Origin of the sequence: Arthrobacter sp. PvP103 (genome assembly GCF_017833075.1) — a bacterium.
Classification (GTDB): Bacteria; Actinomycetota; Actinomycetes; order Actinomycetales; family Micrococcaceae; genus Arthrobacter.
This window is the reverse complement of the sequence record NZ_JAFIBQ010000001.1, coordinates 1,513,896-1,534,040: the sequence shown is the minus strand read 5'-3', so window position 1 is coordinate 1,534,040 and position 20,145 is coordinate 1,513,896. Positions and strand designations below refer to the sequence as shown.

At 66.8% G+C, this 20,145-nt stretch carries 19 protein-coding genes; 12 read left to right on the top strand and 7 right to left on the bottom strand.

Annotation, left to right across the window (positions count from 1 at the left end):
• The first annotated feature begins 47 nt into the window (after positions 1-47).
• Positions 48-1,250: a Gfo/Idh/MocA family protein gene (locus tag JOE41_RS07075; RefSeq protein ID WP_209751705.1), complete on the top strand. Its 1,203-nt coding sequence runs from the start codon at positions 48-50 to the stop codon at positions 1,248-1,250.
• A 14-nt stretch (positions 1,251-1,264) separates the two neighbouring features.
• Positions 1,265-2,284 (top strand): LacI family DNA-binding transcriptional regulator, encoded by a 1,020-nt coding sequence (locus JOE41_RS07070; RefSeq protein ID WP_043431022.1) that lies wholly within the window; start codon positions 1,265-1,267, stop codon positions 2,282-2,284.
• 36 nt (positions 2,285-2,320) lie between these two features.
• Here JOE41_RS07070 and JOE41_RS07065 read toward each other — a convergent pair whose 3' ends face one another.
• From JOE41_RS07065 to acs, 5 genes are all read right to left on the bottom strand, one after another.
• Positions 2,321-3,112 carry a DeoR/GlpR family DNA-binding transcription regulator gene (locus JOE41_RS07065; RefSeq protein WP_209751703.1) on the bottom strand — a complete coding sequence of 264 codons (792 nt, stop codon included), beginning with the start codon at positions 3,110-3,112 and terminating at the stop codon, positions 2,321-2,323.
• A 58-nt stretch (positions 3,113-3,170) separates the two neighbouring features.
• Positions 3,171-4,085 carry a carbohydrate ABC transporter permease gene (locus tag JOE41_RS07060; protein WP_011693206.1) on the bottom strand — a complete coding sequence of 305 codons (915 nt, stop codon included), beginning with the start codon at positions 4,083-4,085 and terminating at the stop codon, positions 3,171-3,173.
• A complete protein-coding gene (locus JOE41_RS07055; RefSeq protein WP_011693205.1) occupies positions 4,082-5,053 on the bottom strand; it encodes a carbohydrate ABC transporter permease in 972 nt (323 codons plus the stop codon). The genes JOE41_RS07060 and JOE41_RS07055 overlap by 4 nt, the downstream gene beginning before the upstream one ends.
• Positions 5,054-5,172: 119 nt before the next feature.
• Positions 5,173-6,483 carry an ABC transporter substrate-binding protein gene (locus JOE41_RS07050; protein ID WP_052309810.1) on the bottom strand — a complete coding sequence of 437 codons (1,311 nt, stop codon included), beginning with the start codon at positions 6,481-6,483 and terminating at the stop codon, positions 5,173-5,175.
• Between the two features lie 227 nt (positions 6,484-6,710).
• Positions 6,711-8,741, bottom strand: a complete 2,031-nt coding sequence (gene acs, locus JOE41_RS07045) for an acetate--CoA ligase (protein WP_209751701.1) — start codon at positions 8,739-8,741, stop codon at positions 6,711-6,713.
• A 494-nt stretch (positions 8,742-9,235) separates the two neighbouring features.
• Here acs and JOE41_RS07040 point away from each other — a divergent pair, with 494 nt between their 5' ends.
• From JOE41_RS07040 to JOE41_RS07030, 3 genes are read left to right on the top strand one after another with little or no spacing between them, the layout of a single operon-like run.
• A complete protein-coding gene (locus tag JOE41_RS07040) occupies positions 9,236-10,738 on the top strand; it encodes a hypothetical protein (protein WP_209751699.1) in 1,503 nt (500 codons plus the stop codon).
• Positions 10,739-10,748: 10 nt separating this feature from the next.
• Positions 10,749-11,582, top strand: a complete 834-nt coding sequence (nth, locus tag JOE41_RS07035) for an endonuclease III (protein ID WP_307800673.1) — start codon at positions 10,749-10,751, stop codon at positions 11,580-11,582.
• A complete protein-coding gene (locus JOE41_RS07030; RefSeq protein WP_209751697.1) occupies positions 11,579-12,256 on the top strand; it encodes a CoA pyrophosphatase in 678 nt (225 codons plus the stop codon). The genes nth and JOE41_RS07030 overlap by 4 nt, the downstream gene beginning before the upstream one ends.
• Positions 12,257-12,311: 55 nt before the next feature.
• On the opposite strand, the gene JOE41_RS07025 is transcribed toward JOE41_RS07030, so the two are convergent.
• Entirely contained in the window at positions 12,312-12,512 is a 201-nt protein-coding gene (locus tag JOE41_RS07025; RefSeq protein WP_011694003.1) for a YegP family protein, read from the bottom strand.
• 159 nt (positions 12,513-12,671) lie between these two features.
• Positions 12,672-14,378 (bottom strand): bifunctional 3'-5' exonuclease/DNA polymerase, encoded by a 1,707-nt coding sequence (locus JOE41_RS07020; protein WP_209751695.1) that lies wholly within the window; start codon positions 14,376-14,378, stop codon positions 12,672-12,674.
• 619 nt (positions 14,379-14,997) lie between these two features.
• Here JOE41_RS07020 and ssd point away from each other — a divergent pair.
• The 7 genes from ssd (at position 14,998) to JOE41_RS06985 (ending at position 20,123) form a co-directional block, all read left to right on the top strand.
• Entirely contained in the window at positions 14,998-16,020 is a 1,023-nt protein-coding gene (gene ssd, locus JOE41_RS07015; protein WP_209753574.1) for a septum site-determining protein Ssd, read from the top strand.
• Positions 16,017-17,327, top strand: coding sequence for a TadA family conjugal transfer-associated ATPase (locus JOE41_RS07010; protein WP_209751693.1), 1,311 nt, complete (start codon positions 16,017-16,019; stop codon positions 17,325-17,327). The genes ssd and JOE41_RS07010 overlap by 4 nt, the downstream gene beginning before the upstream one ends.
• Positions 17,327-18,157, top strand: a complete 831-nt coding sequence (locus tag JOE41_RS07005) for a hypothetical protein (RefSeq protein ID WP_209751691.1) — start codon at positions 17,327-17,329, stop codon at positions 18,155-18,157. The genes JOE41_RS07010 and JOE41_RS07005 overlap by 1 nt, the downstream gene beginning before the upstream one ends.
• Complete coding sequence (locus JOE41_RS07000; protein ID WP_011693195.1) at positions 18,154-18,768, top strand: type II secretion system F family protein; 615 nt, start codon at positions 18,154-18,156, stop codon at positions 18,766-18,768. The genes JOE41_RS07005 and JOE41_RS07000 overlap by 4 nt, the downstream gene beginning before the upstream one ends.
• Positions 18,769-18,925: 157 nt before the next feature.
• Positions 18,926-19,234 (top strand): DUF4244 domain-containing protein, encoded by a 309-nt coding sequence (locus JOE41_RS06995; RefSeq protein ID WP_374068685.1) that lies wholly within the window; start codon positions 18,926-18,928, stop codon positions 19,232-19,234.
• A complete protein-coding gene (locus tag JOE41_RS06990) occupies positions 19,231-19,686 on the top strand; it encodes a TadE family type IV pilus minor pilin (protein ID WP_209751686.1) in 456 nt (151 codons plus the stop codon). Before JOE41_RS06995 ends, JOE41_RS06990 begins: the two co-directional genes overlap by 4 nt.
• Before the next feature lie 50 nt (positions 19,687-19,736).
• Entirely contained in the window at positions 19,737-20,123 is a 387-nt protein-coding gene (locus JOE41_RS06985) for an Rv3654c family TadE-like protein (RefSeq protein WP_245200980.1), read from the top strand.
• Positions 20,124-20,145 lie beyond the last annotated feature (22 nt).

Genomic DNA, 20,145 nt, shown 5'->3' with positions numbered 1-20,145 from the left:
GGGCCATCCGTGCCCGGTACCGCGGGCCACTCAGGGAAAGGTAAACAATGACGTTTTCAATCGGAGTTCTCGGCGTCGGACAGTTCGGCGGCCATTTCGCCCACCTCTTCAAGCTCCACCCGGGAGTCAGCGAGGTCTACGTCGTCGACGAACGGCCCGAACGCGCCGCCGCAGCTCTTGAGCGCTGGGGGCTTGACGGCACCAAGGCGAGCTTCGAGGAGCTCCTGGCGTCCGACGTCGACGCCGTGGCCATCTTCACCCAGCGCTGGACCCACGGCCCGCTGGTGGAGCAGGCGCTGCGGGCCGGAAAGCATGTCTACTCCGCTGTTCCCATGGCGGTTACGGAAGAGGAGATCGAGCGCATCATCGCGGCCGTGAAGGAAACCGGGCTTGTCTATGCGATGGGCGAGACCAGCTACTACAACCCCGCCACTGTGTACGCCCGCAACCAGCACGCGGCCGGCAAGTTCGGCCGGATCTTCTACAGCGAAGGAGACTATGTCCACGACATGGACCTGGGCTTCTACGACGCCTACCAGTACAGCGGCGGAGAGTCGTGGAAGTCGACGGCGAGCTACCCGCCCATGCTGTACCCCACCCACGCCATCGGCGGCGTCCTGGGGGTGCTTCCCTCCCACGCAGTCAGCGTCAGCTGCATCGGAGTCCGGGATGACCGCGACGACGGCGTCTTCGACAAGGACGTCAGCATGTTCGGCAACGACTTCTCCAACGCCACGGCACTCTTTGAACTGAACGACGGCGGGGCCATGCGCACCAACGAAATGCGCCGCGTCGGGTACCCGTCCCACATCCGTGAATCACGGTTCCGCTTCTTCGGCACCGAGGCGAGCTTTGAGCAGCTTGCCAAGGTGACGGTGTGGCAGGACAAGGAAAACGTCCACGACATCTCCGAGCAGGTGGAAACCCGTCCCAGCATCCCGCTGGACGACCCGTCGCTGGCCGATGTCGCCCCGGAACTGCGCGACGCCTTCATCTCCGGACTTGCCCCTGTGCACGACCGCGGACGCCTGCCGGAGGAATTCCGCGGCGCCCCGAACGGCCACGAAGGAAGCCACCAGTTCCTGGTGGACGACTTCGTGACTGCGGTCAACGACGGGACGCTTCCGCCGGTCAACGCCTGGGTGGCCGCACGCTTCACCCTTCCCGGGATCGTGGCCCACGCCTCGGCCCAGCAAAACGGCGAACGGCTCCCGATCCGCGATTTTGGCGACGCTCCGCACGGTGCATAGCTAGCATGTACTCCATGACCATTCCCGCAACGCACCCGCCCCGAGGCCCGGTAACCCGCAAGGATGTTGCCCGCTATGCGGGTGTGAGTACGGCGGTGGTCAGTTACGTTGTCAACGGCGGACCCAAGCGGGTTGCGCCGGCCACCGAGGCGAAGGTCCAGGACGCAATCCGCGTCCTGGGCTACCGTCCCAACGCCGCGGCGCGGGCGCTGAAACTCGGCTCCAGCGAAACCATCGGCCTGATCATTCCGGACAACAGCAACCCATTCTTCTCCTTGCTGGCGCACGCGGTGGAAGACGCCGCAGCTGACCGGGGATTTGCGCTGGTTCTAACGAACTCGGACGGCAATGTAACGAAGGAACGGCGGAACATCCGCAACTTGGCCGCCCGCCAGGTGGACGGCGTGGTGCTGGCCAGCGTGTTGTTTGAACCGGACCTGGCGGAACTTGAGGCGGCCGAGATCCCCTCGGTATTGCTCAATCACAGCGGGGATTCTCCCGGCTTCAACAGCGTGGGCGTGGATCTTGCCGCCGGTGCCAAGATCGGTGTGGAGCACCTGATCGGGCATGGCCACAAGAATATTGCGCTGGCCATGGGCACCAACGTCTCCAACGAGGTCGACGGACGTGAACAGGGCTGGCTCCAGGCGCTGGCTGCGGCCGGCCTGCCGGAAGGACCCATTGTCCGCGGTGAATTCACCCGGGAGGGTGGCTACGCGGCGGGGCAGCGCCTGGTGGCTTCTGCCAGCCATCCGACCGCGGTGTTTGCGAGCTCCGACATGCAGGCCATCGGAATCCTCAGGGCCCTGCATGAGGCCGGCGTATCCGTTCCGCAGGATATGGCGCTGACGTCCTTCGACGGGTCCGCCGAGGCGGAATTCAGCTGGCCCGCACTGACCACGGTGGAGCAGCCGGTCCGCGCCATGGCGGAGGCCGCCGTCAGTGCCCTGGTGGGTGAAACGAAAGGAAGCCCGCCCGAACATAGGCTGTTCCCCACCCGACTGCGCATCAGGCAGTCGTGCGGCTGCCCGTAGCCGGACCCGGGGCCGTGAACAGCGCCGGACGCAGGGTTACCCCGCGTTGGCGATCCTCAGCCGGCTGACGCTCTCCTGCAGGATCCGCCGCGCGTCGCTGCTGAGCCCGGCGTCGCTGATGACCTCGTCCGCTTCCTCGAACCCCGCAATGGTGCTCATGCCCTGCGTGCCCCACTTGGTGTGGTCGGCCACCACCACCACCTTGCGGGAGGCCGCCACAAACGCACGGTCCGTCTCGGCCTCCAGCAGGTTGGGCGTGGTGAAGCCGGCATCCGGATCCATTCCGTGCACGCCCAGGAACAGCAGGTCCAGGTGCAGCTGCTTCAGCGCCCCCGTCGCAATAGGCCCCACCAATGCGTCCGACGGCGTGCGCTCGCCGCCTATCAGGATCACCGTGGAGCCGTAGCGGCCGGCCCCGGAGGACGAGCCGTGATGGAAGAGATCGGCAATGCGGATGGAGTTGGTCACCACGGTGATTCGCGGCCCGTTGACGAGTTCCTTGGCGAGCGCCCATGTGGTGGTTCCCGCGCCCAGCCCAACCGCCATGCCCTCATGCACCAGCGAGGCTGCTTCCAGGGCGATGGCCCGCTTCTCTGCCGTGAGCTGTGTTGACTTTTGCTCGAAGCCGGGTTCATGGGTGCTGGCATCGCCGGGAAGCTTGGCACCGCCATGGATCCGCTCCACCCGGCCGCCCTCTTCCAGCAGCTCGATGTCCCGCCGAACGGTCATGAGCGACACACCCAGCTGCTGGGCGAGGTCCGACACGCGGACCACCCGCTCGCGCTGGACGGCGTCCACGATTGCCTGGTGGCGTGCTGCGGGGAGCATGGAGTTCCTTTCGGGCTGCGGCTGGGGGAGTGCTGTCCCCGTCAGCTTCCATCATGGTCTACCCCTTGGAAGAACCAAGAGTCAGCCCTGCAACAAACTGCCGCTGCAGGAGCAGGTAGATCACCAGGGTGGGGATGACCGTGATGACGGCGCCGGCAGCCAGGAGGTTGTAGTTGTTCAGGAACTGCCCCTGGAGGTTGTTGATGGCGGTGGTGATCGGGAGCCGGTTGCCGCTCTGGATGAACAGCAGCGGCCAGAAGTAGTCGTTGTAGATGAAGATGACCTGCAGTGTGCCGAGCGCGGCGAAGGCCGGCCGGCACAGCGGAAGGATGATCTCCCGGTACTGCCGCCAGATTCCGGCACCGTCCACCAGAGCGGCTTCGGTGAGGTCGGCGGAGAGCGCCTTCATGTAGTTGGAGAGCACGAACGTGCAGAAACCCATCTGGAAGGCCGTGTTGACCGCGATGACAATGATGTAGGTGTTCAGCATGTTGCCGGAATCGCTGAAGGAGTACGGCACCTCGAAGTGCTTGGCCATCTCGAACAACGGCGCGGCAAGGACCTGTGGCGGCAGGAGGTTGCCGGCGGTGAACATGATGAGCAGGGTGATGTTGAACTTCCAGTTCACCCGGCTCACGGCGAAGGCCATCAGGGAGGCCAGGAAAAGGGTCATCAGCACGGCCGGGACCGTGATGAGTACCGAGTTCCAGAAGTACGTGGCGAATCCGCCCTGTGTCCACGCCTGGATGAAGTTATCGAAATTGAAGTCGCCCGCCAGGCTGAAGTAGCCGTGCTCGTTGGTGGACGCCACCGGACGGAGGGCGGTGAAGACGGACCAGCCCAGCGGGACCAGCCACATGACGGCCATGACGGTCAGGAAGATATGGGTTCCGTAGTGGCGTTTGGGCCGGCTGCCGGACCGGGGACCTGCAGCAGTATCTTTCCTGCCGGCGCGGACTGCGGTAGTGCTCATGCTTTGTTCTCCTTGCCAAAGGTGCGGCTGAGGTAGAAGACGATGGGGACGAGGGAAATGACCAGCAGCACCACGGCCAGGGCCGAACCGACGCCGATCACCTGGCCTTCGCCCACCAAGTTCTGGATCACCAGGGCACTGAGCATTTCCAGGCCGTTGGTGCCGCGGTTGATGACGTACACGACGTCGAAGGCTCGCAGCGATTCGATGATGGTGATGACCACTATCACGATGTTGATGGGCCGCATGGCCGGGAAGACCACCCGGAAAAACGTCTGGACGGCGCTCGCGCCGTCGATGGCGGCGGCTTCCTTCAGGCTGGGGTCCACACCCTTGAGCCCTGCCAGGTACAGGAGCATGACGTAGCCGGCATGCCGCCAGGTGGCCGCGATCATCGCGGCCCAGATGTTGACGGATGAATCCCCGAACCAGTCCACGGCCTGCGGCGTCCCGGCTGTGCCAAGCAGGAAGTTCAGCAGGCCGTTGTCGCGCTGGTAGAAGAGCTGCCAGATGATGCCGATCAGGGCCAGCGACAGCATCACGGGTGCAAAGAAGATGCTTTGGTAGATCTTGCTGCCGCGGATGTTCTGGTCCAGCAGCACGGCCAGCAGCAGGCCCAGCGGCGTGGCGATGAGGGCCAGGAACAGGAGCCACAGCATGTTGTGCTGCACCGCCGGCCAGAACGGCGGGTAGTCCTGGGAGATGTACTGGTAGTTGTCCAGGCCCGCAGGGCGGATGTCGCCCAGGTCCAGGCCGTTCCACCGGGTGAAGCTGAGGCCCACGGACATCAGCATGGGCAGCCACACCAGGGTCAGTTCAATCAGGGTGGGGATGCCCACCATCAGCGACAGGACCACCTTGTCCTGTCCGGACAGGCGGCGGACCCGGCCGCCCCTTGCCCGCTGCGCGGGAGCGCCTTCAGGCTCCCGTGATTCCGGCGGAACCAGTTCTCTTGCTGTACTGCTCATGGAAGTTTTCCCTCGATTGGTCCGGATTCCGGGAAGGAACGACGACGGCGGAAGGCTGTGCCGCCGTCGTCGTTCCTTCCTGGATGGTTGCCTGTGATGCGCGGCTGACGGGGCCGGAACTACTGCGCGGCGTACAGCGTCTTGGCCTGTGCCTCGAGGTTCTTGACGTCCATCTTGCCGTCCTTGATGAAGCTCTGCAGGGCCGGGATCATCACGTTGTTGGCCATGGCCGGAAGGGCGTCGCGGTCGAAGAACTGGCTGATGTATTTTGCGTTTGCGATGGTGTCCGCGCACGTCTTGTTGAGCGGCGTGAACTTGGACGTGTCGGTGCCCTTGGCCGTGGCGATGTTCGAGGAATCCACGGCGGCGTAGGCGTCCTGGGCTTCGGCCGTTCCCAGGAATGCCATGAAGTCGCGGGCTGCCTTGTTCTCGCCGCCCTTCTTGGACAGCAGGAGTCCGTCGATGGGGGCTTCGACGGCGTCCCGGCCTTCCATGGCGATCTCGGGGAAGGCGAAGAATTGGATGTCCGCCAGGACTGCGGGATCGGTGAACTGCTGGGTCACGAAGGACCCGAGCAGGTACATGCCGGTCTTCTTGGCCTCCAGCGCCTTTGCCGCGTCCTGCCATGTCTGGCCGAGGGCTGCCGGGTCCTGGAAGGGAAGGAGTTCCGCCCACGTGTCAAAGACCGCGCTCACTTTTTGCTGGTCCCAGGATTCCTTGTGCGCGCAGAGGTCCACATGGAACTGGTAGCCGTTGAGCCGCATGTTGATGTAGTCGAAGGTGCCCATGGCCGGCCAGCCGTCCTTGTCGGCAAAGCCGATCGGGATGATGCCGTCGGCCTTCATCTTGGTGGCCAGGGCCTTGAGGGCGTCGAAGGTTTCCGGAACCTCGTAGCCCTTCTCCGCCCAGAGGCTCTTCCGGTAGAAGAAGCCCCACGGGTAGTTGTAGTTGGGGACGAAGTACAGCTTGCCGTCCGGGCCGGTGGACGCCTTCTTCAGCGCGTCGGAGTAGTTGGCGCCGATGCTCTCCCAGACGTCGTCGATCGGCGCGAGCAGTCCCTTGCCCGCGTAGTACTGCATGCGGTAGCCGGCGAACCACGTGAAGGTGTCGTCCGGGGAGCCCTGCAGGTAGGAATTGATCTTGTTCTGGAAATCGTTGTGCGGCACCACGTTCGTGGTGACTTTCTTGCCGGTCTTGGCGGTGAAGGCATCGGTCACGGCCTGGTACGCGCGCTTGGGGACGTCGTCCGAGGATCCTGAACCGAAGGTGAGGCCGGGGGAGTCGGAACCCGTGGCCGACGGCCCGCTCCCGCCCGTGCAGGCGGCGAGGAACGGAATGCCGGCCAGGCCTGCCGCGCCGACGCCGACGGTCTTGAGGATGGTCCGCCGGCTCGGGTAAGCCGTTGCCGACGCATCAAACTGTGCTGCCATGTTCTCTCCCTTGAAAAATAGCTGCATGTGAGGCACCTCACATGCTCTGACTATAACCTCTCAAAAGAGAACAGGAAAGAACGGGAAACAACATTCTGGGTGCATCATGTGTTTGAATCGTCACAAAGCAGTGCGGCCCCGCTTTTCCGCGCCGGAGCGGGGAAAAGCGGGGCCGACTGGCGCCCGTCAGCCGGAGTTCCCGGCGAGTGTTACTTTTTGAGCGACGGCTACTTTCTGAGCGACTGGGCGATCTGGGCCATCACGGTGTTATCCGCCAGGGTGGTGGCATCGCCGACTTCACGGCCCTCGGCGACGTCTTTGAGGAGGCGGCGCATGATCTTGCCGGAACGGGTCTTGGGCAGTTCGGGCACCACCAGGATGGTCTTGGGCTTGGCGATCGGGCCGATCTCCTTGCTTACGTGGTTGCGGAGTTCCTGGACGATTGCATCCCCGGAGTCCACGGCGTCTTCGCGGAGGATCACGAAGGCGACGACAGCCTGCCCGGTGGTTTCGTCGGCGGCGCCGACCACGGCCGCTTCCGCAACCGCGGGGTGGCTGACCAGGGCCGATTCGATCTCCGCGGTGGAGAGCCGGTGGCCGGAAATGTTCATCACGTCGTCCACGCGGCCCAGCAGCCAGACGTCGCCGTCGTCGTCCCTCTTGGCGCCGTCGCCCGCGAAGTACATGGTCTCGAAACGTGACCAGTAGGTTTCCTTGAAGCGTTCCGGGTCACCCCAGATGCCGCGGAGCATGGCCGGCCAGGGCTCGCGGATGACCAGGAAGCCGCCGCGGCCGTTCGGTACGGATTCGCCGGCCTCATCGACTACGTCCACGGCGATGCCTGGCAGCGGCACCTGCGCCGAGCCGGGCTTGGTGGCGGTGACGCCGGGCAGCGGGGCAATCATCTGGGCACCGGTTTCCGTCTGCCACCAGGTGTCTACGATCGGGGCCGGGTTTTCCTTCTTCTCACCGTTCTTACCCGCGTTGGCGCCGATGACGTCGCGGTACCACATCCAGGCTTCGGGGTTGATGGGTTCGCCTACCGAGCCGAGGACGCGGATGGAGGAGAGGTCGAACTTGGCAGGGATCTCCTTGCCCCACTTCATGAAGGTCCGGATCGCGGTGGGTGCGGTGTAGAGGATGGACACCTTGTACTTTTCGATGATTTCCCACCAGCGGCCCTGGTGCGGGGAGTCCGGGGTGCCTTCGTACATGACCTGGGTGGCGCCGTTGATCAGCGGGGCGTAGGCGACGTAGGAGTGGCCGGTGATCCAGCCGACGTCGGCGGTGCACCAGTACACGTCCGTCTCCGGGTGCAGGTCGAACACCGCCTTGTGGGTGTATGCGCCCTGGGCAAGGTAGCCGCCGGTGGTGTGCAGGATGCCCTTGGGCTTTCCGGTGGTTCCGGAGGTGTAAAGGATGAACAGCGGGTGCTCGGAGTCATGGCCCACTGCGGTGTGGTCCGGTGAGGCGGCCTCCACGGTGTCGGCCCACCAATGGTCCCTGCCCTCGTGCCAGTCCACGTCCTGGCCGTTGCGCTTGACGACGACGACGTTCTCGACGGTGTGCCCGCTGCCGTCCCCTTCGTGGGACAACGCGTCGTCCACCGCGTGCTTGAGCGAGCTGGGCTTGCCGCGGCGGTAGGTGCCGTCGGCCGTGACCACGAGCTTGGCTTCGGCGTCGTCGATCCGGGAGCGCAGGGCTTCGGCGGAGAAGCCGCCGAACACTACGGAGTGGATGGCACCGATCCGGGCGCAGGCCAGCAGCGTGATGACCGCCTCGGGGATCATGGGGAGGTAGACGGCCACGCGGTCGCCCTTGGCCACGCCGAGGGATTCGAAGGCATTGGCTGCCTTCTTGACCTCTTCGGTGAGCTGCGCGTAGGTGTACGTACGGGTGTCGCCCGGCTCGCCCTCAAAGTAGATGGCCACCCGGTCCCCGAGCCCGTTCTCCACGTGCCGGTCCAGGGCGTTGTAGGCGGCATTGATCTCGCCGCCGACGAACCATTTCGCGAAGGGAGGGCTGGACCAGTCCAGCGTCTGGGTGAAGTCCTTGCTCCAGGTCAGCAGCTCGCGGGCCTGCTTTGCCCAGAACGCGGGACGGTCGGCATCGGCCTCTGCATAGTCCGCGGCGGTGACCACCGCGTTGGCGGCGAACCCCGGTGACGGGGCGAACTTGCGGTCCTCTTGGGAGAGGTTCTCGAAGGCGTCGCCCTGCCGGGGCGTTGTCGTGGTGGAGCCTGTGGTCTGTTGGGACATGGTGAACCTCATCATTCATCGATCTTTGCTGCGCGGGACGGACCGTCACCGGGTCGCAGCCGGGCCGCATGCGCGGCATCGGGCGGCGGCTGGTCACGGCTGTACCGCAAAGAGCTGTTCCGAAATACACACTAATACCTGCCCCGCAGCGTGCGTGTGCCCCGTCACATAGTGAACCGTGAGCGGCGTTTATTAAGCGCCGAGTGGTTCTGAAAACGCACAGCCCGCGACCCCGGACCCGTTACCCGGACGCTTGGCCGCCCCCTTCCTCGAGGGGCATGTCCACCCCGCAAACAGGCGGGTGTGCTATGCAAATTCCGCCGACATTCCGCTACGCCCGCCTCCGGCCCGTCAGCTAGTGATCGGCCAATCACTTGGCTAGGCTGAGATGGAGTTGTGACATCCGATGGAGGCAACAGGACCGCTTGGCGGTCCCGTTTCTGCCTGCCGTTAGGAGGCGCTGTCCAGGGCGCCGCCGTGCTAAGGAGAACAGAATGAACCAACAGAGCCATGGACAGCACAAAGCCGTCCATCAGCATCCCGGTCAGGCGACAGGCCCGGCGAGTTCCGGCCAGCCGGCAAGCGCGGAAGGGGCGAAGCCCGCGGGAAGCAGGCTGACCGGAAAGAAGAATGAAACGGTCCTTGGCCCGTTCACCGTCCGCGACCTCACCGTCTTTGCGTCGACGCTCCTTCTGTTTGTCGCGTCGCTGATCCCGATGTTCGGTTCCCGGTACAACCTGTGGAACCTGGGCAACCTCTTCTTCCTGGGCCTGGGGATCATCCTGCCCCTCATTGTGACCGCCCTTTTTGTGGCCCGCCGGTTGAGCCCCGAGTCCAGGGTGCGGATAGGGTCCCTGTCCATTGACCAGTTCGCCTCCGTGGTCGCGTCGTTTTCCCTGGGGTTCTTCTTCCTGGCCGCCGCCCAGGAATTCGTCCCGGTCCTGCTGGTGGGACTGATCGGATCCGTGGGACTTTTCGGGGCCACTGTGCTGGCACGCTTCATTCCCTTCCTGGCCGGTGACTTCCTGGACCGCGCCGAGGTTCCCGCGCATGTTGTGGCCCGGGAGTCCGCCGCACCGTTCCGTAAGCCCAGCGCCCCGAAGGAGCCCAAGCCCGCCAAGGAGCCCGGCTCCAGCACGTTGGCCGGCTGGTCCAAGCGACTGACAGCCGGAGCTGCAGGCGGTGCCGGTGCCGCCGACGCCGCCGGAAAGGGTGCCGCCGGAAGCAAGGGAGCCGCCGACGGAAGTGCGGTCCCGAACGGCGGCCGCCCCTATGCCGGCGCCGCAACTGCGGCACCGCCTGCGGCAACCCAGCATGGGACAACCCAGCATGACTCGGCACAACATGGGGCCACTCCGCATGAGCCGGCACAGCATGAACCGGCACAGCACGGCGCAGCCAGGCAGGGAGGTGCCGTTCCGACAGCTGCCGCAGGCGTGGCCGCGTCGTCGGGCCACGCGGCCGGCAACAACGCCGCTGCCGCTGCCGGGGCCGCGGCGGTAGGTGCTGCAGCGGCCAGCCGTGGTGCCGGTACGTCGCCCGCTACGCAGGCCGCCGCCGTCGTTCCTTCCGTTTCCGAGCGGACGCAGGCCGCCGACGTTGTTCCTTCCGTTTCCGAGCGGACGCAGGCCGCCGACGTTCCCGCCGACGGCCGGGAGTCCCACTCCGGTCAGGCCGCAGGCGCGGTGCCTTCCGCATCGGTTCCCGCTGAGACGATGCTGAACCCGCAGGTGAGCTCGCAGGAGCCCATCGGTGCCACCGTTGACCCGTACAGCCGCCCCGAGGAACACGAGGAGCAGCCTGTCCACGAGGCTTTCTGGTTCGCCGTGGCCCAGCCCCGCACTGCCATCGATGAGCGGACGGGCATGCCCGCATTCGTGATCGATCCCGGCGGATGGGTTCTTGCCCTGGAAGACCGGGGGCATGAATTCCTGGTGCAGCACACTGACGGCCGGGTGGGCGTGCTGCGGGACCTCAGCAACATCGAGCGCGGCTAGCCGGCCGCCGGTGGCCACTCTTTCCGGCACCCCGAAGCCGGGCAGCGTTATCCCGCGGACGTCCGGGGAGTCCCTGCTGGGGCTGAAGCGGCGGGCCCGCAGGATCAACCGGGCGCTCGCGGAGCTCTACCCTTATGCGCACGCCGAGCTGGACTTCCGCAGCCCCTTCGAGCTCCTGGTGGCCACCGTGCTCTCGGCCCAGACCACCGACGTGGTGGTCAACCAGGTGACACCGCTGCTGTTTGCCCGGTATCCGGATGCCCGGAGCATGGCCGAAGCCGACCCCGTCGAGCTCGAAGTGATCCTCAAGCCCACCGGTTTCTTCCGCGCAAAAGCGAGGAACGTCATGGCCCTGTGCAACCGGCTGGTGGACGAGTACGACGGTGAGGTGCCGCCGCGGCTGCAGGACCTGGTAACGCTGCCCGGCGTGGGCCGCAAGACCGCCAACGTGGTGCTGGGCAACGCCTTCGGCATTCCCGGGATTACCGTGGACACGCATTTTGGCCGCCTTGCCCGACGGTTGGGCTGGACCGAATCTGACGATCCCGTCCGCGTTGAGGCCGATGTGGCCGAGCTGTTCGAACCGCGGGACTGGACAATGCTCTCGCACCGGGTGGTGTTTCACGGACGGCGCGTCTGCCATGCACGCAAGCCCGCCTGCGGTGCCTGCGCGGTGGCCACGTGGTGCCCCAGCTACGGGGCAGGGGAGACGGACCCGGAGAAAGCGCGCAAGCTGCTCAAATACGAGCTCGCGCCCGGGCAGGAGGCGCTCCTGGCGCAGCTGCTGGCTGAAACACACCGGGCCGCGGAAATCCGGATGGAATCACAAAAGCGGGGAAAATGACCGCCCGCCAGGACCTCGTGGACCTCATTGCCGCCATCGACGCCGGGAGCGGCCCGGCGCGCAATCCCTACTGGCGCGATCTCGCGGTGGATGACAGCGTTGCCCGCAAAGCCGCAGTGCTGATGCTGTTTGGCGCCTTGGACAACGTTCCGGCTGCGTCGGGAAAGCCGTTGGCCCCGGCCGACCTCGATGTCCTTCTGCTGGAACGCGCCCACACGCTGGACGACCACCCCGGCCAGGTGGCGTTTCCAGGCGGCGGGATCGACCCCGGCGAGACGCCCATCGAAGCGGCACTCCGCGAAGCCGAGGAGGAAACAGGGTTGGACGCGGCCGGGGTGGAGGTACTGGGTGCCATGCCGCAGTTGGCCCTGCCCCGCGGGAATTTCCTTGTGACGCCCGTCCTTGCCTGGTGGCACTCGCCGTCGCCTGTCCGGGTGGTGGATTACGGCGAATCGGCCCAGGTTTTCCGGGTCCCGGTCCGGGACCTCCTGGATCCCGACAACCGGGTGATGGCAACGGTCAGCCGGGCCGGCCAGTCGTTCCTAAGCCCCGCCTTCGTGGTGAACAAGGTGGTGGTCTGGGGCTTTACCGGGATGATCCTGAACGAACTGTTCGATCACCTGGGCTGGTCCGTTCCCTGGGACCGGTCGCGCTTGCACCAGATCGATGTGTGAACTCCCGGTGCAACTCCCGGGCGGCCCGGTTGCCCGTCCCGGCGGGCCCCCGGGACTATCCAGATACCAACTCCCTTGGGGCGCGGTTCACCACAAGCCCGGTGGCGGCGCTTTCGCGGACCGCGTTGATACCTGCTACAACGCCTTTGAGCGTCTTGAACCGTGGCGAAACCGCCACTATCGTGCCATCGTCGGCCTTTAGCCGGAAGTAGAAAGCCTCGTCTTCAGCGTTAATGATTTCAAATGTGCCAGCCACTGTGTGGTGCCTCCCCAAATTTCCATGCGTCATTGCATCGGCCGGTCCTTTATCGGAGCTGCACTGCCACTGCTGCGAACCGGCTAATCGAGCTTAACCGGGATGCGAGACAGTCCACAAAGCTACCGACAGGTAGGTTACAAAGCGCGACTTACAGGGCTATTTCGCCTTGTCGTAGGAGTCCACTACCGCCACGCTTACGGGAAATTCCACCGGAATCCGGCCGAACAGCAGTTCCTTGGCGGCCGCAGCTGCCTCCTCGATGGCCCGGATACAAGCGTCCACCGAGTCGTCGGGGCAGTGGACCATCACTTCGTCATGGAGGAAGAACACCAGCTCGCCCGTGGGTCCGCCGGCCGACCGCATGGCGCGGAGCCGCCGTCGTAATTCCGCCAGCCAGCAGGCCGCCCAGTCAGCTGCCGACCCCTGGACCACGAAGTTGCGGGTGAACCGGCCGCGGGAGCGGGCAATCGCGTCCGCCCGGCGCTGTTCCTCGGCGGTGGTGGATTTCTGGCTTTGCAGCCAGCGGTCCGACGGCGGCGGGCTGCTGCGGCCCAGCCTGGAGGTGACCGTTCCGCCGGCCTCTCCCTCCCGGGCGGCCTGTTCCACGAAGCCGACGGCACGCGGGTATGTACGGGTCAGCTGCGGCATGAGGCGCCCGGATTCACCGGTGGTGGCACCGTAGATGGCACCAAGCAGGGCCACCTTGGCTTTGGCACGGTCCCCGCCGAATCCCTGGGCTGCGATGCCCGCATAGAGATCCTTGTCCCGGGCCGCTTCGGCCATTTTGGAGTCCTGGGCCAGGGCCACCAGCACCCGCGGCTCGAGCTGCGAGGCGTCAGCGACGATGAGTTTATGGCCGGGATCGGCGTGCACAGCGCCGCGGATCTGGCGCGGAATCTGCAGTGCTCCGCCGCCGCGCGATGCCCACCGCCCGGAGACGACGCCTCCCACCACATACTCGGGCTGGAAGCGGCCGTTATTCACCCAGGCGTCCAGCCAGGCCCAGCCGTTGGCCGCATGGAGACGGGCCAGCTTCTTGTAGGCGAGGAGCGGTTCGATGGCCGGGTGGCTGGATTCCTTGAGCTCCCATTGCCGGGTGGTCTTCACCTCAATGCCGTTCCGGTGCAGGGCGCGCATCAGTTCCTGGGGCGAATCCGGGTTGAGGCCTGGCGAGTTCAGCAGCCTGCGGAGTTCGGTGGTCAGCGCCTCGAGCCTGGCGGGCCGGTGGCCCAGCGGCGGGCGCGGACCCAGGTAGTCGGCCAGGATCTCTTCGTGCAGTTCTTCCCGCCAGGGCACACCGGTGTGTTGCATTTCCGCGGCGATCATGGCCCCCGCGGATTCAGCGGCGAGGAGCAGCTGGAGCCGCTGCCTGCGGTTCGCGTCCGTGCTCGCCTGGCTTAGGGCTTCCTGCTGGTCGGCGTACTCGGTGCGCAGCTCTTCGAGTGAATGCCTTGGCGCCCGGCTGAGTCCGGAGTCCTCGAAGAGCGCCCCCTGATGTGCCGGCTGGGGCGGCGGCTGCAGGCTGCGTGGCGGCTGCTGCGAGTCGTCGTCCTGGGTGAGCTTTTCCGCGTTGCGGGCGTAGGCAGTGTGCGCGGTGAACTCAGAATGCGCCAGGATGGCGCCGCAGAGTGCGAGGTCGTAGCAGCGTTCCAGCTCAACTCCCGCGGCCAGGAACGCCGGGTACCAGTCCTGTGTCCGGTGCCAGATCCAGCGCGGGCGCCGCTTTTCGAGCTCACGTACGACGCCGGCCAGCTCGCCGGCGCCGATGAGGCGGGGTTTGGGGTTGCCCGCGGCAGCAGAGCCGTCCGCTGCGAGTTCCTGGAGGGCTGCGCCGTCGGCGTGGGCGGACAGCAGCAGGAACATGGTCCTAATTCTGCCTTGTGGAGTGCCATGTCTGCGCCTCCGGCCGCCGTTGTAGGCAGCCTGTGCCCTTGTGCGGCTCCAGCGGGGGGTACTGGGGGAGTCCTGCCGGCGCACTGCCCCTCCACAGATTGTTCGGCGCCGGAGGTTGTCCACATGGCGTGCGCGGGGTCTGTCCGGACGGGCTGGCCGGCGGCACAGTGGCAGGATGAGCAGGCAGCATCTTCAGGAACCCACGCCGGAACCCGCGCCGGATTTCAGCGGCCCCGGCCCAGCGACGGCCCCGGGCCGAGGTATTGGTCCAGCGTCGGGAGCGCCAGCCGGACCTCCGGAGCCAGCCACGGCGGTACGCCGTGCGGCGCGGGCCGCACCGCCGGGAGGTGACGCTATAGCGCGCCGAAACCAGTCCCGGGTACGGACCGGGACTGATACGGAAGCAGCCGGATCGCACGCACGGGAAGGACGGTCCAGGCGCGGGCGGCAGGCGGCCGGCCGGCAGGCTGATGCGGGCAGGCGGCCAAACCAGGCCAGGACGGCAGCCAGCGGAAGCCCGGCAAGGGATGCAACGTCGGCTGCCCGGGGTCCCGGCGCCTGGCTTCCGGCCGAGTCTGCGGAAACGCTCCTGGTAACCGGCTTCGATTTCCTACGCGGCGAGGTTGAACGGATTGTGGCTGCTGCCGGCGGCCAGCTTCGCGTCGTAGCCGATGCCACTGAAGCGGCCCCTTTCTGGGACACCGCGGCCGTAGTACTGGTGGGCAGCGATATCCGCGAGCTGCCGCCCCGCCGCCGGGCACCTGCGGTGCTCGTGGGACTGGGCGGTGAGGGCGATAGTCTCTGGCACCTTGCCGCCGCCCTGGGCGCCGAACGCGTGGCGGTTCTGCCGGATGCCGCCGCGTGGCTGGCTGAATACCTGAGCCGCTCACGGTCGCCGGAAGCCGGCGGGCTCGTCCTGGGTGTGACGGGCGGGTGCGGGGGAGCCGGTGCCACTACAGCTTCGATCTGGATCGCCCAGGCTGCCGCGGAGTGGGGAGCCCGGGTCCTGTTGATTGATGGCGATCCCTGGGGCGGGGGTTTGGAACTGGCCCTGGCTGCCGAAGAATCACCCGGTCTCCGGTGGACCGACCTTTCAGAGGCAAGCGGAACCATCGATCCGGAACAGCTGTCCGACGCGCTGCCCGTGGCGGGCGGGTTCTCCTTCCTGTCCTGGCCGGGCAGCCGCGAACGCCAAAAGGGTGTGGAGGCAGCAACCGTGGGCGGCGTCCTCGATGCCGCGCGGCGGGGCTACGAACTGGTCCTGGTGGATATCGGCCGCGGAACGGAGCCGCTGCGGACGTTCGCCTGGGACTGCGACCGCATCCTGATGGTGGCCCCCGCGCAGCTAAAGGCCGCCGTTTCTTCCGCCAGACTGCTGCAGGAACTCCCCCCGGTGGAGACTGCGCTGGTGATCAGGGGCAAGGCGGGGGCCGTCCTCGACGGGCCGCTGATCGCGGAATCCGTGGGGTTGCCCCTGCAGGGACTTGTTCCGGAGGTGAAAGGCACGGCCAGCGCCACGGAGCTTGGCCGCCTGTTGGAAATGGGCCGCCGGCGCAGCGTGCGCCGGTTCGCCGCCTCGGTACTTGACCTCCTGGGTGGGGAGTTTCCATGAGCACGCTTCCACAGATGCCGGGTGCGTCCCGGTTTCCCGGGCCGGCCGGCGGCCTTAGGCGGCGGCAGAACAGTGCACTGGACGCCGGGCTGCTCGAATCCGTCCGCGAATCAGTGATGGCCGATTCCGGTCCGGTGACCCCCTCCCGGGTGGCCGCGGCCGTTCAGGCCACGGGAAGGCTCCTGGGCACGGCGGGGTCGCTGGCCGCCGTCGAACGGATCAGCGCAGAGCTCAACGGTCTGGGACCGCTGCAGGTGCTGACCAGGGATCCGTCCGTAACGGACATCTTCGTCAACGCCCCGGACTCCGTCTGGCTGGACCGCGGAAACGGCCTGGAGCAGGCGGCGGTGTCGTTCTCCTCCGAAAGCGAGGTACGTTCGCTGGCGGCCCGCCTCGTGGCGGCAGGCGGGCGGCGTCTGGACGACGGATCCCCGTGCGTCGATGTCAGGCTTGAGGCCGGATACCGGGTCCACGCAGTCCTGCCGCCGATCTCGACAGCCGGGACGCTGTTGAGCGTCAGAGTCCGCCGTCACGAGGTGTTCACGCTGGACGAGCTCCGGGACGGCGGCATGTTCGGTTCTTTGGTCCAGGACGTACTGGAACGCGTGGTTTCCCGGCGTCTGAGCTTCCTGGTCAGCGGTGCCACCGGGTCAGGGAAGACCACCCTCCTCTCAACACTCCTGGGGCTGAGCGAGCCTGGCGAACGGCTCGTCCTGATCGAGGATGCTTCCGAACTGAACCCCGTCCATCCGCACGTGGTGTCACTTGAGTCGAGGCACGGAAACCTTGAAGGCGGCGGTGCGGTGGACCTCGCCGAACTGGTACGGCAGGCCCTCCGAATGAGACCTGACCGCCTGGTGGTGGGGGAATGCCGCGGAGCCGAGGTCCGCGAACTGCTGACGGCTATGAATACCGGACACACCGGGGGCGGCGGAACGATCCACGCGAACACGGCTGCCGCCGTGCCTGCCCGCCTCACTGCGCTCGGTGCCCTTGCCGGAATGGGCCAGGACGCCATGCGGCTGCAGGTTGCCAGCGCTTTGGACGTTGTGGTGCATGTTGAGCGTTCCCGCGGCATCCGTCAGGTGGCCTGCATCGGGGTGGTTGACGACGGCCCGCTCGGACTGGAAGTCTCGGCGGCCGTGGCTGTGCAGGCGGGTACCGTCACCCTGGGACCCTCCTGGCCGAAGCTTGCGCGAAGACTGGGCATTGATGCTTCCGGCGCCGCAAACCACGGCGCCGCGGACCCCGGCCAGGCAGCCACCGGTGCCGGACCGCTGAGGCCAGTGCACAGGGGAAACCAGTGATGGCTTTGTTCGTCACAGCGCTGGCACTCGCTGCATGGCTGGTGGCCCGGCCGCCAGGCGGGCGTGCAGGAAGGATCCGCAAGGCACTGAACACCGGGCATCCCGACTCGCAAGGCAGGCGGGGCTCCCGAAGTGCGTGCGGCGTCAGGGGAAGAGGCGCCTCGCCCGGCGGGTCACAGGCCCGGAACGCCATCCGGGCAGGGAAGCCCCGCCAACAATCCCACGGGGTGCCCATGACAGTGGTGGTCCAACAACTGGCTGCGCTGCTCAAAGGAGGCCGTACGCCGTCACGGCTGTGGGATGAGCTCTGGATGGTCTACTCCGTGGAGGAGCCTTCCGGATCCGGACCCCGTGATGAACCGGGACTCACCGCCGGGTCGTTGTCGATGGTGTCGGTGGCCCGGGCAGCCGCCCTGCGGGGTTCCCCCGTGGCGGAGGCCATTCGCGCGGCATCTGCTGCTGCCTTCCCCGGAAGCCAAAACCGCGAACGGCGAATCTGGGGCGAACTCGCGGCGTGCTTCGACATTGCGGCAGCGAGCGGCTGCCCGCTGGCCGACGTCCTGACCCGTCTGGCGGCGCAGCTCGAAGCGGAGGACGACGCCGAAGCCGCCCGCCAGACCGCCCTGGCAGGTCCGAAGGCAACGGTCACCCTCCTGACCTGGCTTCCCCTGTTGGGCCTGGGGCTTGGGGTGGCCCTTGGCGTGGATCCGCTGTCCATCCTGCTCGGCACGCCGTTTGGGATGGCTGCGCTCGCAGCCGGTGTAGGGCTGACGGTGGCGGGCCGGATCTGGTCCGCCAGGCTCGTCCGCTCTGCCATTGGAACTCCATGACGGCGGAATGGCTGCCGTCGGCGGTCGTGGCACTTGTGCTGGCCGCTGCCGCAGCACTCGCCTTGACCGGACGGGGCAGCACGCACAGGAGGCTTCGTCGGCGGTGCCGGCAGAACCTGGACAACGGAGGGAACGGTGACGCCGGGACAACCCGGCAGGCTCTACGGGCCGGCGAGGGCCTGCGCGACACCGCCATGATGCTGGAGCTGATCGGGGCCATGCTGGACGCCGGTTCGGGGATCGGGCGTGCGCTGGAACTCGTCGCTGATTCAGCCTCACCCGAGTACCGCCATTCGCTCCGGCCCGTTGTGTCCGCACTGGCCATTGGAGCCGACTGGGAAACAGCGTGGCGCAGTTCCGAAGTCAGGACTCCGGAGCTGTTGGTCCTGAGGCAGGCCCTGGGCTTTGCCGCCCTGACCGGGGCGCCGTCGTCGGCCATCCTCTACGCGCAGGCAGCCAGGCTGCGCAGGGAACGCTTCAGGGCGGCGGAAAAGCGTGCTGCCGCGCTCGGCGTACGACTGGTGGTCCCGCTTGGCCTCTGCTCGCTGCCCGCCTTCGTCTGCCTGGGCGTGGTCCCGGTCCTGCTGGCGATGCTTCCCTCCGGAAGCTGACCCCGGACCGGGTGGGGCCGGGTGGGGGCACGACGGCGGCCGAGTCTTCCTCCACAGCCACGGCTTGCCCGGCTTTTCCACTTAGTCGAACCTCTCCCTTATCTCCATTCAGCCAAGCCGGGAGAGTCGAATCAGCCGGCAGACCAGCCGGAGAACAATGAAAGGAACCGCAATGTCAATCACATCCAACCACCGCCCGTACGCCCAGCCTGAACCCTCCGGCCAGACCGTCCCCGCAGACGCAGAAGTGCTGGAGATCTACCCGGGTGCCAGGGAGGCGGCACCCGTCTCCGGCCGGGCGCGCTGGCGTCTTATGGGATCCGAAGTGGGAATGGCCACCGCGGAATACGCCATCGCTACCCTCGCCGCAGTGGGTTTCGCCGGGATCCTGGTGTTCATTCTGCGCAGTGACGAAGTCCGGGGCTTCCTGCTGAACCTGATCCGGACGGCGCTGGCGTTGCCATGACGCCGGGATTGCGCCGCTGCCGGGTGGCGGACCGCGGAGCTGTCACTGCGGAATTCGCGGTGGCGTTGCCGGCGGTCCTTCTTCTCCTGGCGCTCCTGCTTGCGGGATCCGCGGCCGGGATTACCCAGCTTCGGCTCGAAGAAGCGGCACGGGCCGGGGCAAGGGCACTGGCGCGGGGGGAAGACGCCGGAGCGGTGGAGGGAATCGTCCGGCAGCTCGCCGGGGGCTCGGCATCATCATCCATCATGGGTGAGGACGGATGGCTCAGTGTCACGGTTTCCGGCCGGGTGTCCGGTCCCGTCGGGTCCATCATCCCGTGGACATTGTCCGCCCGGGCTTTGGCCAGGAGTGAAACCGCTGAGTCCGCGCCCATCCGTCCGGCGGAGACATGGCCCGTACCGGCACAATTCGGGAACGTCCGGGAGCAGCGTCCCGAAGCTGCGGCCTCGTGAACGCCGCGGGGTCTCCGGACCCGGGGCATCCGAAACCGGGAAACGGCGGACTGGGGAATCCGGAACCCGGCGGAGCACAAGCGGGTCAGCAGGAAGGTGGCCATGATCGCGGATCCGGAACGGTTCTTGCCGCCGGGCTCGGCATGGTGGTGATGGTCGCCATGGCGCTGATGCTGTTGCTGGCCCAGTCGGCTGTGATGGCGTCCAGGGCAGCGGCGGCCGCCGACCTCGCAGCACTGGCGGCCGCCGACGCACTGCGCGGGATCAGCCAAGGCGTGCCGTGTTCTGTGGCGGCCGATGTTGCGGGCCGGCACGGAGCGAAAATAACCAGTTGCACGGAAGGAGGAAGTGACACCATCGAGGTCCGGACAGAGCTCCTGAACCGGAGCATGTTCGGCGTAGCGACCGGCCACGCCAGAGCAGGGCCGCCGCCATGACCAGGAAGCCGGGCCCACGGGG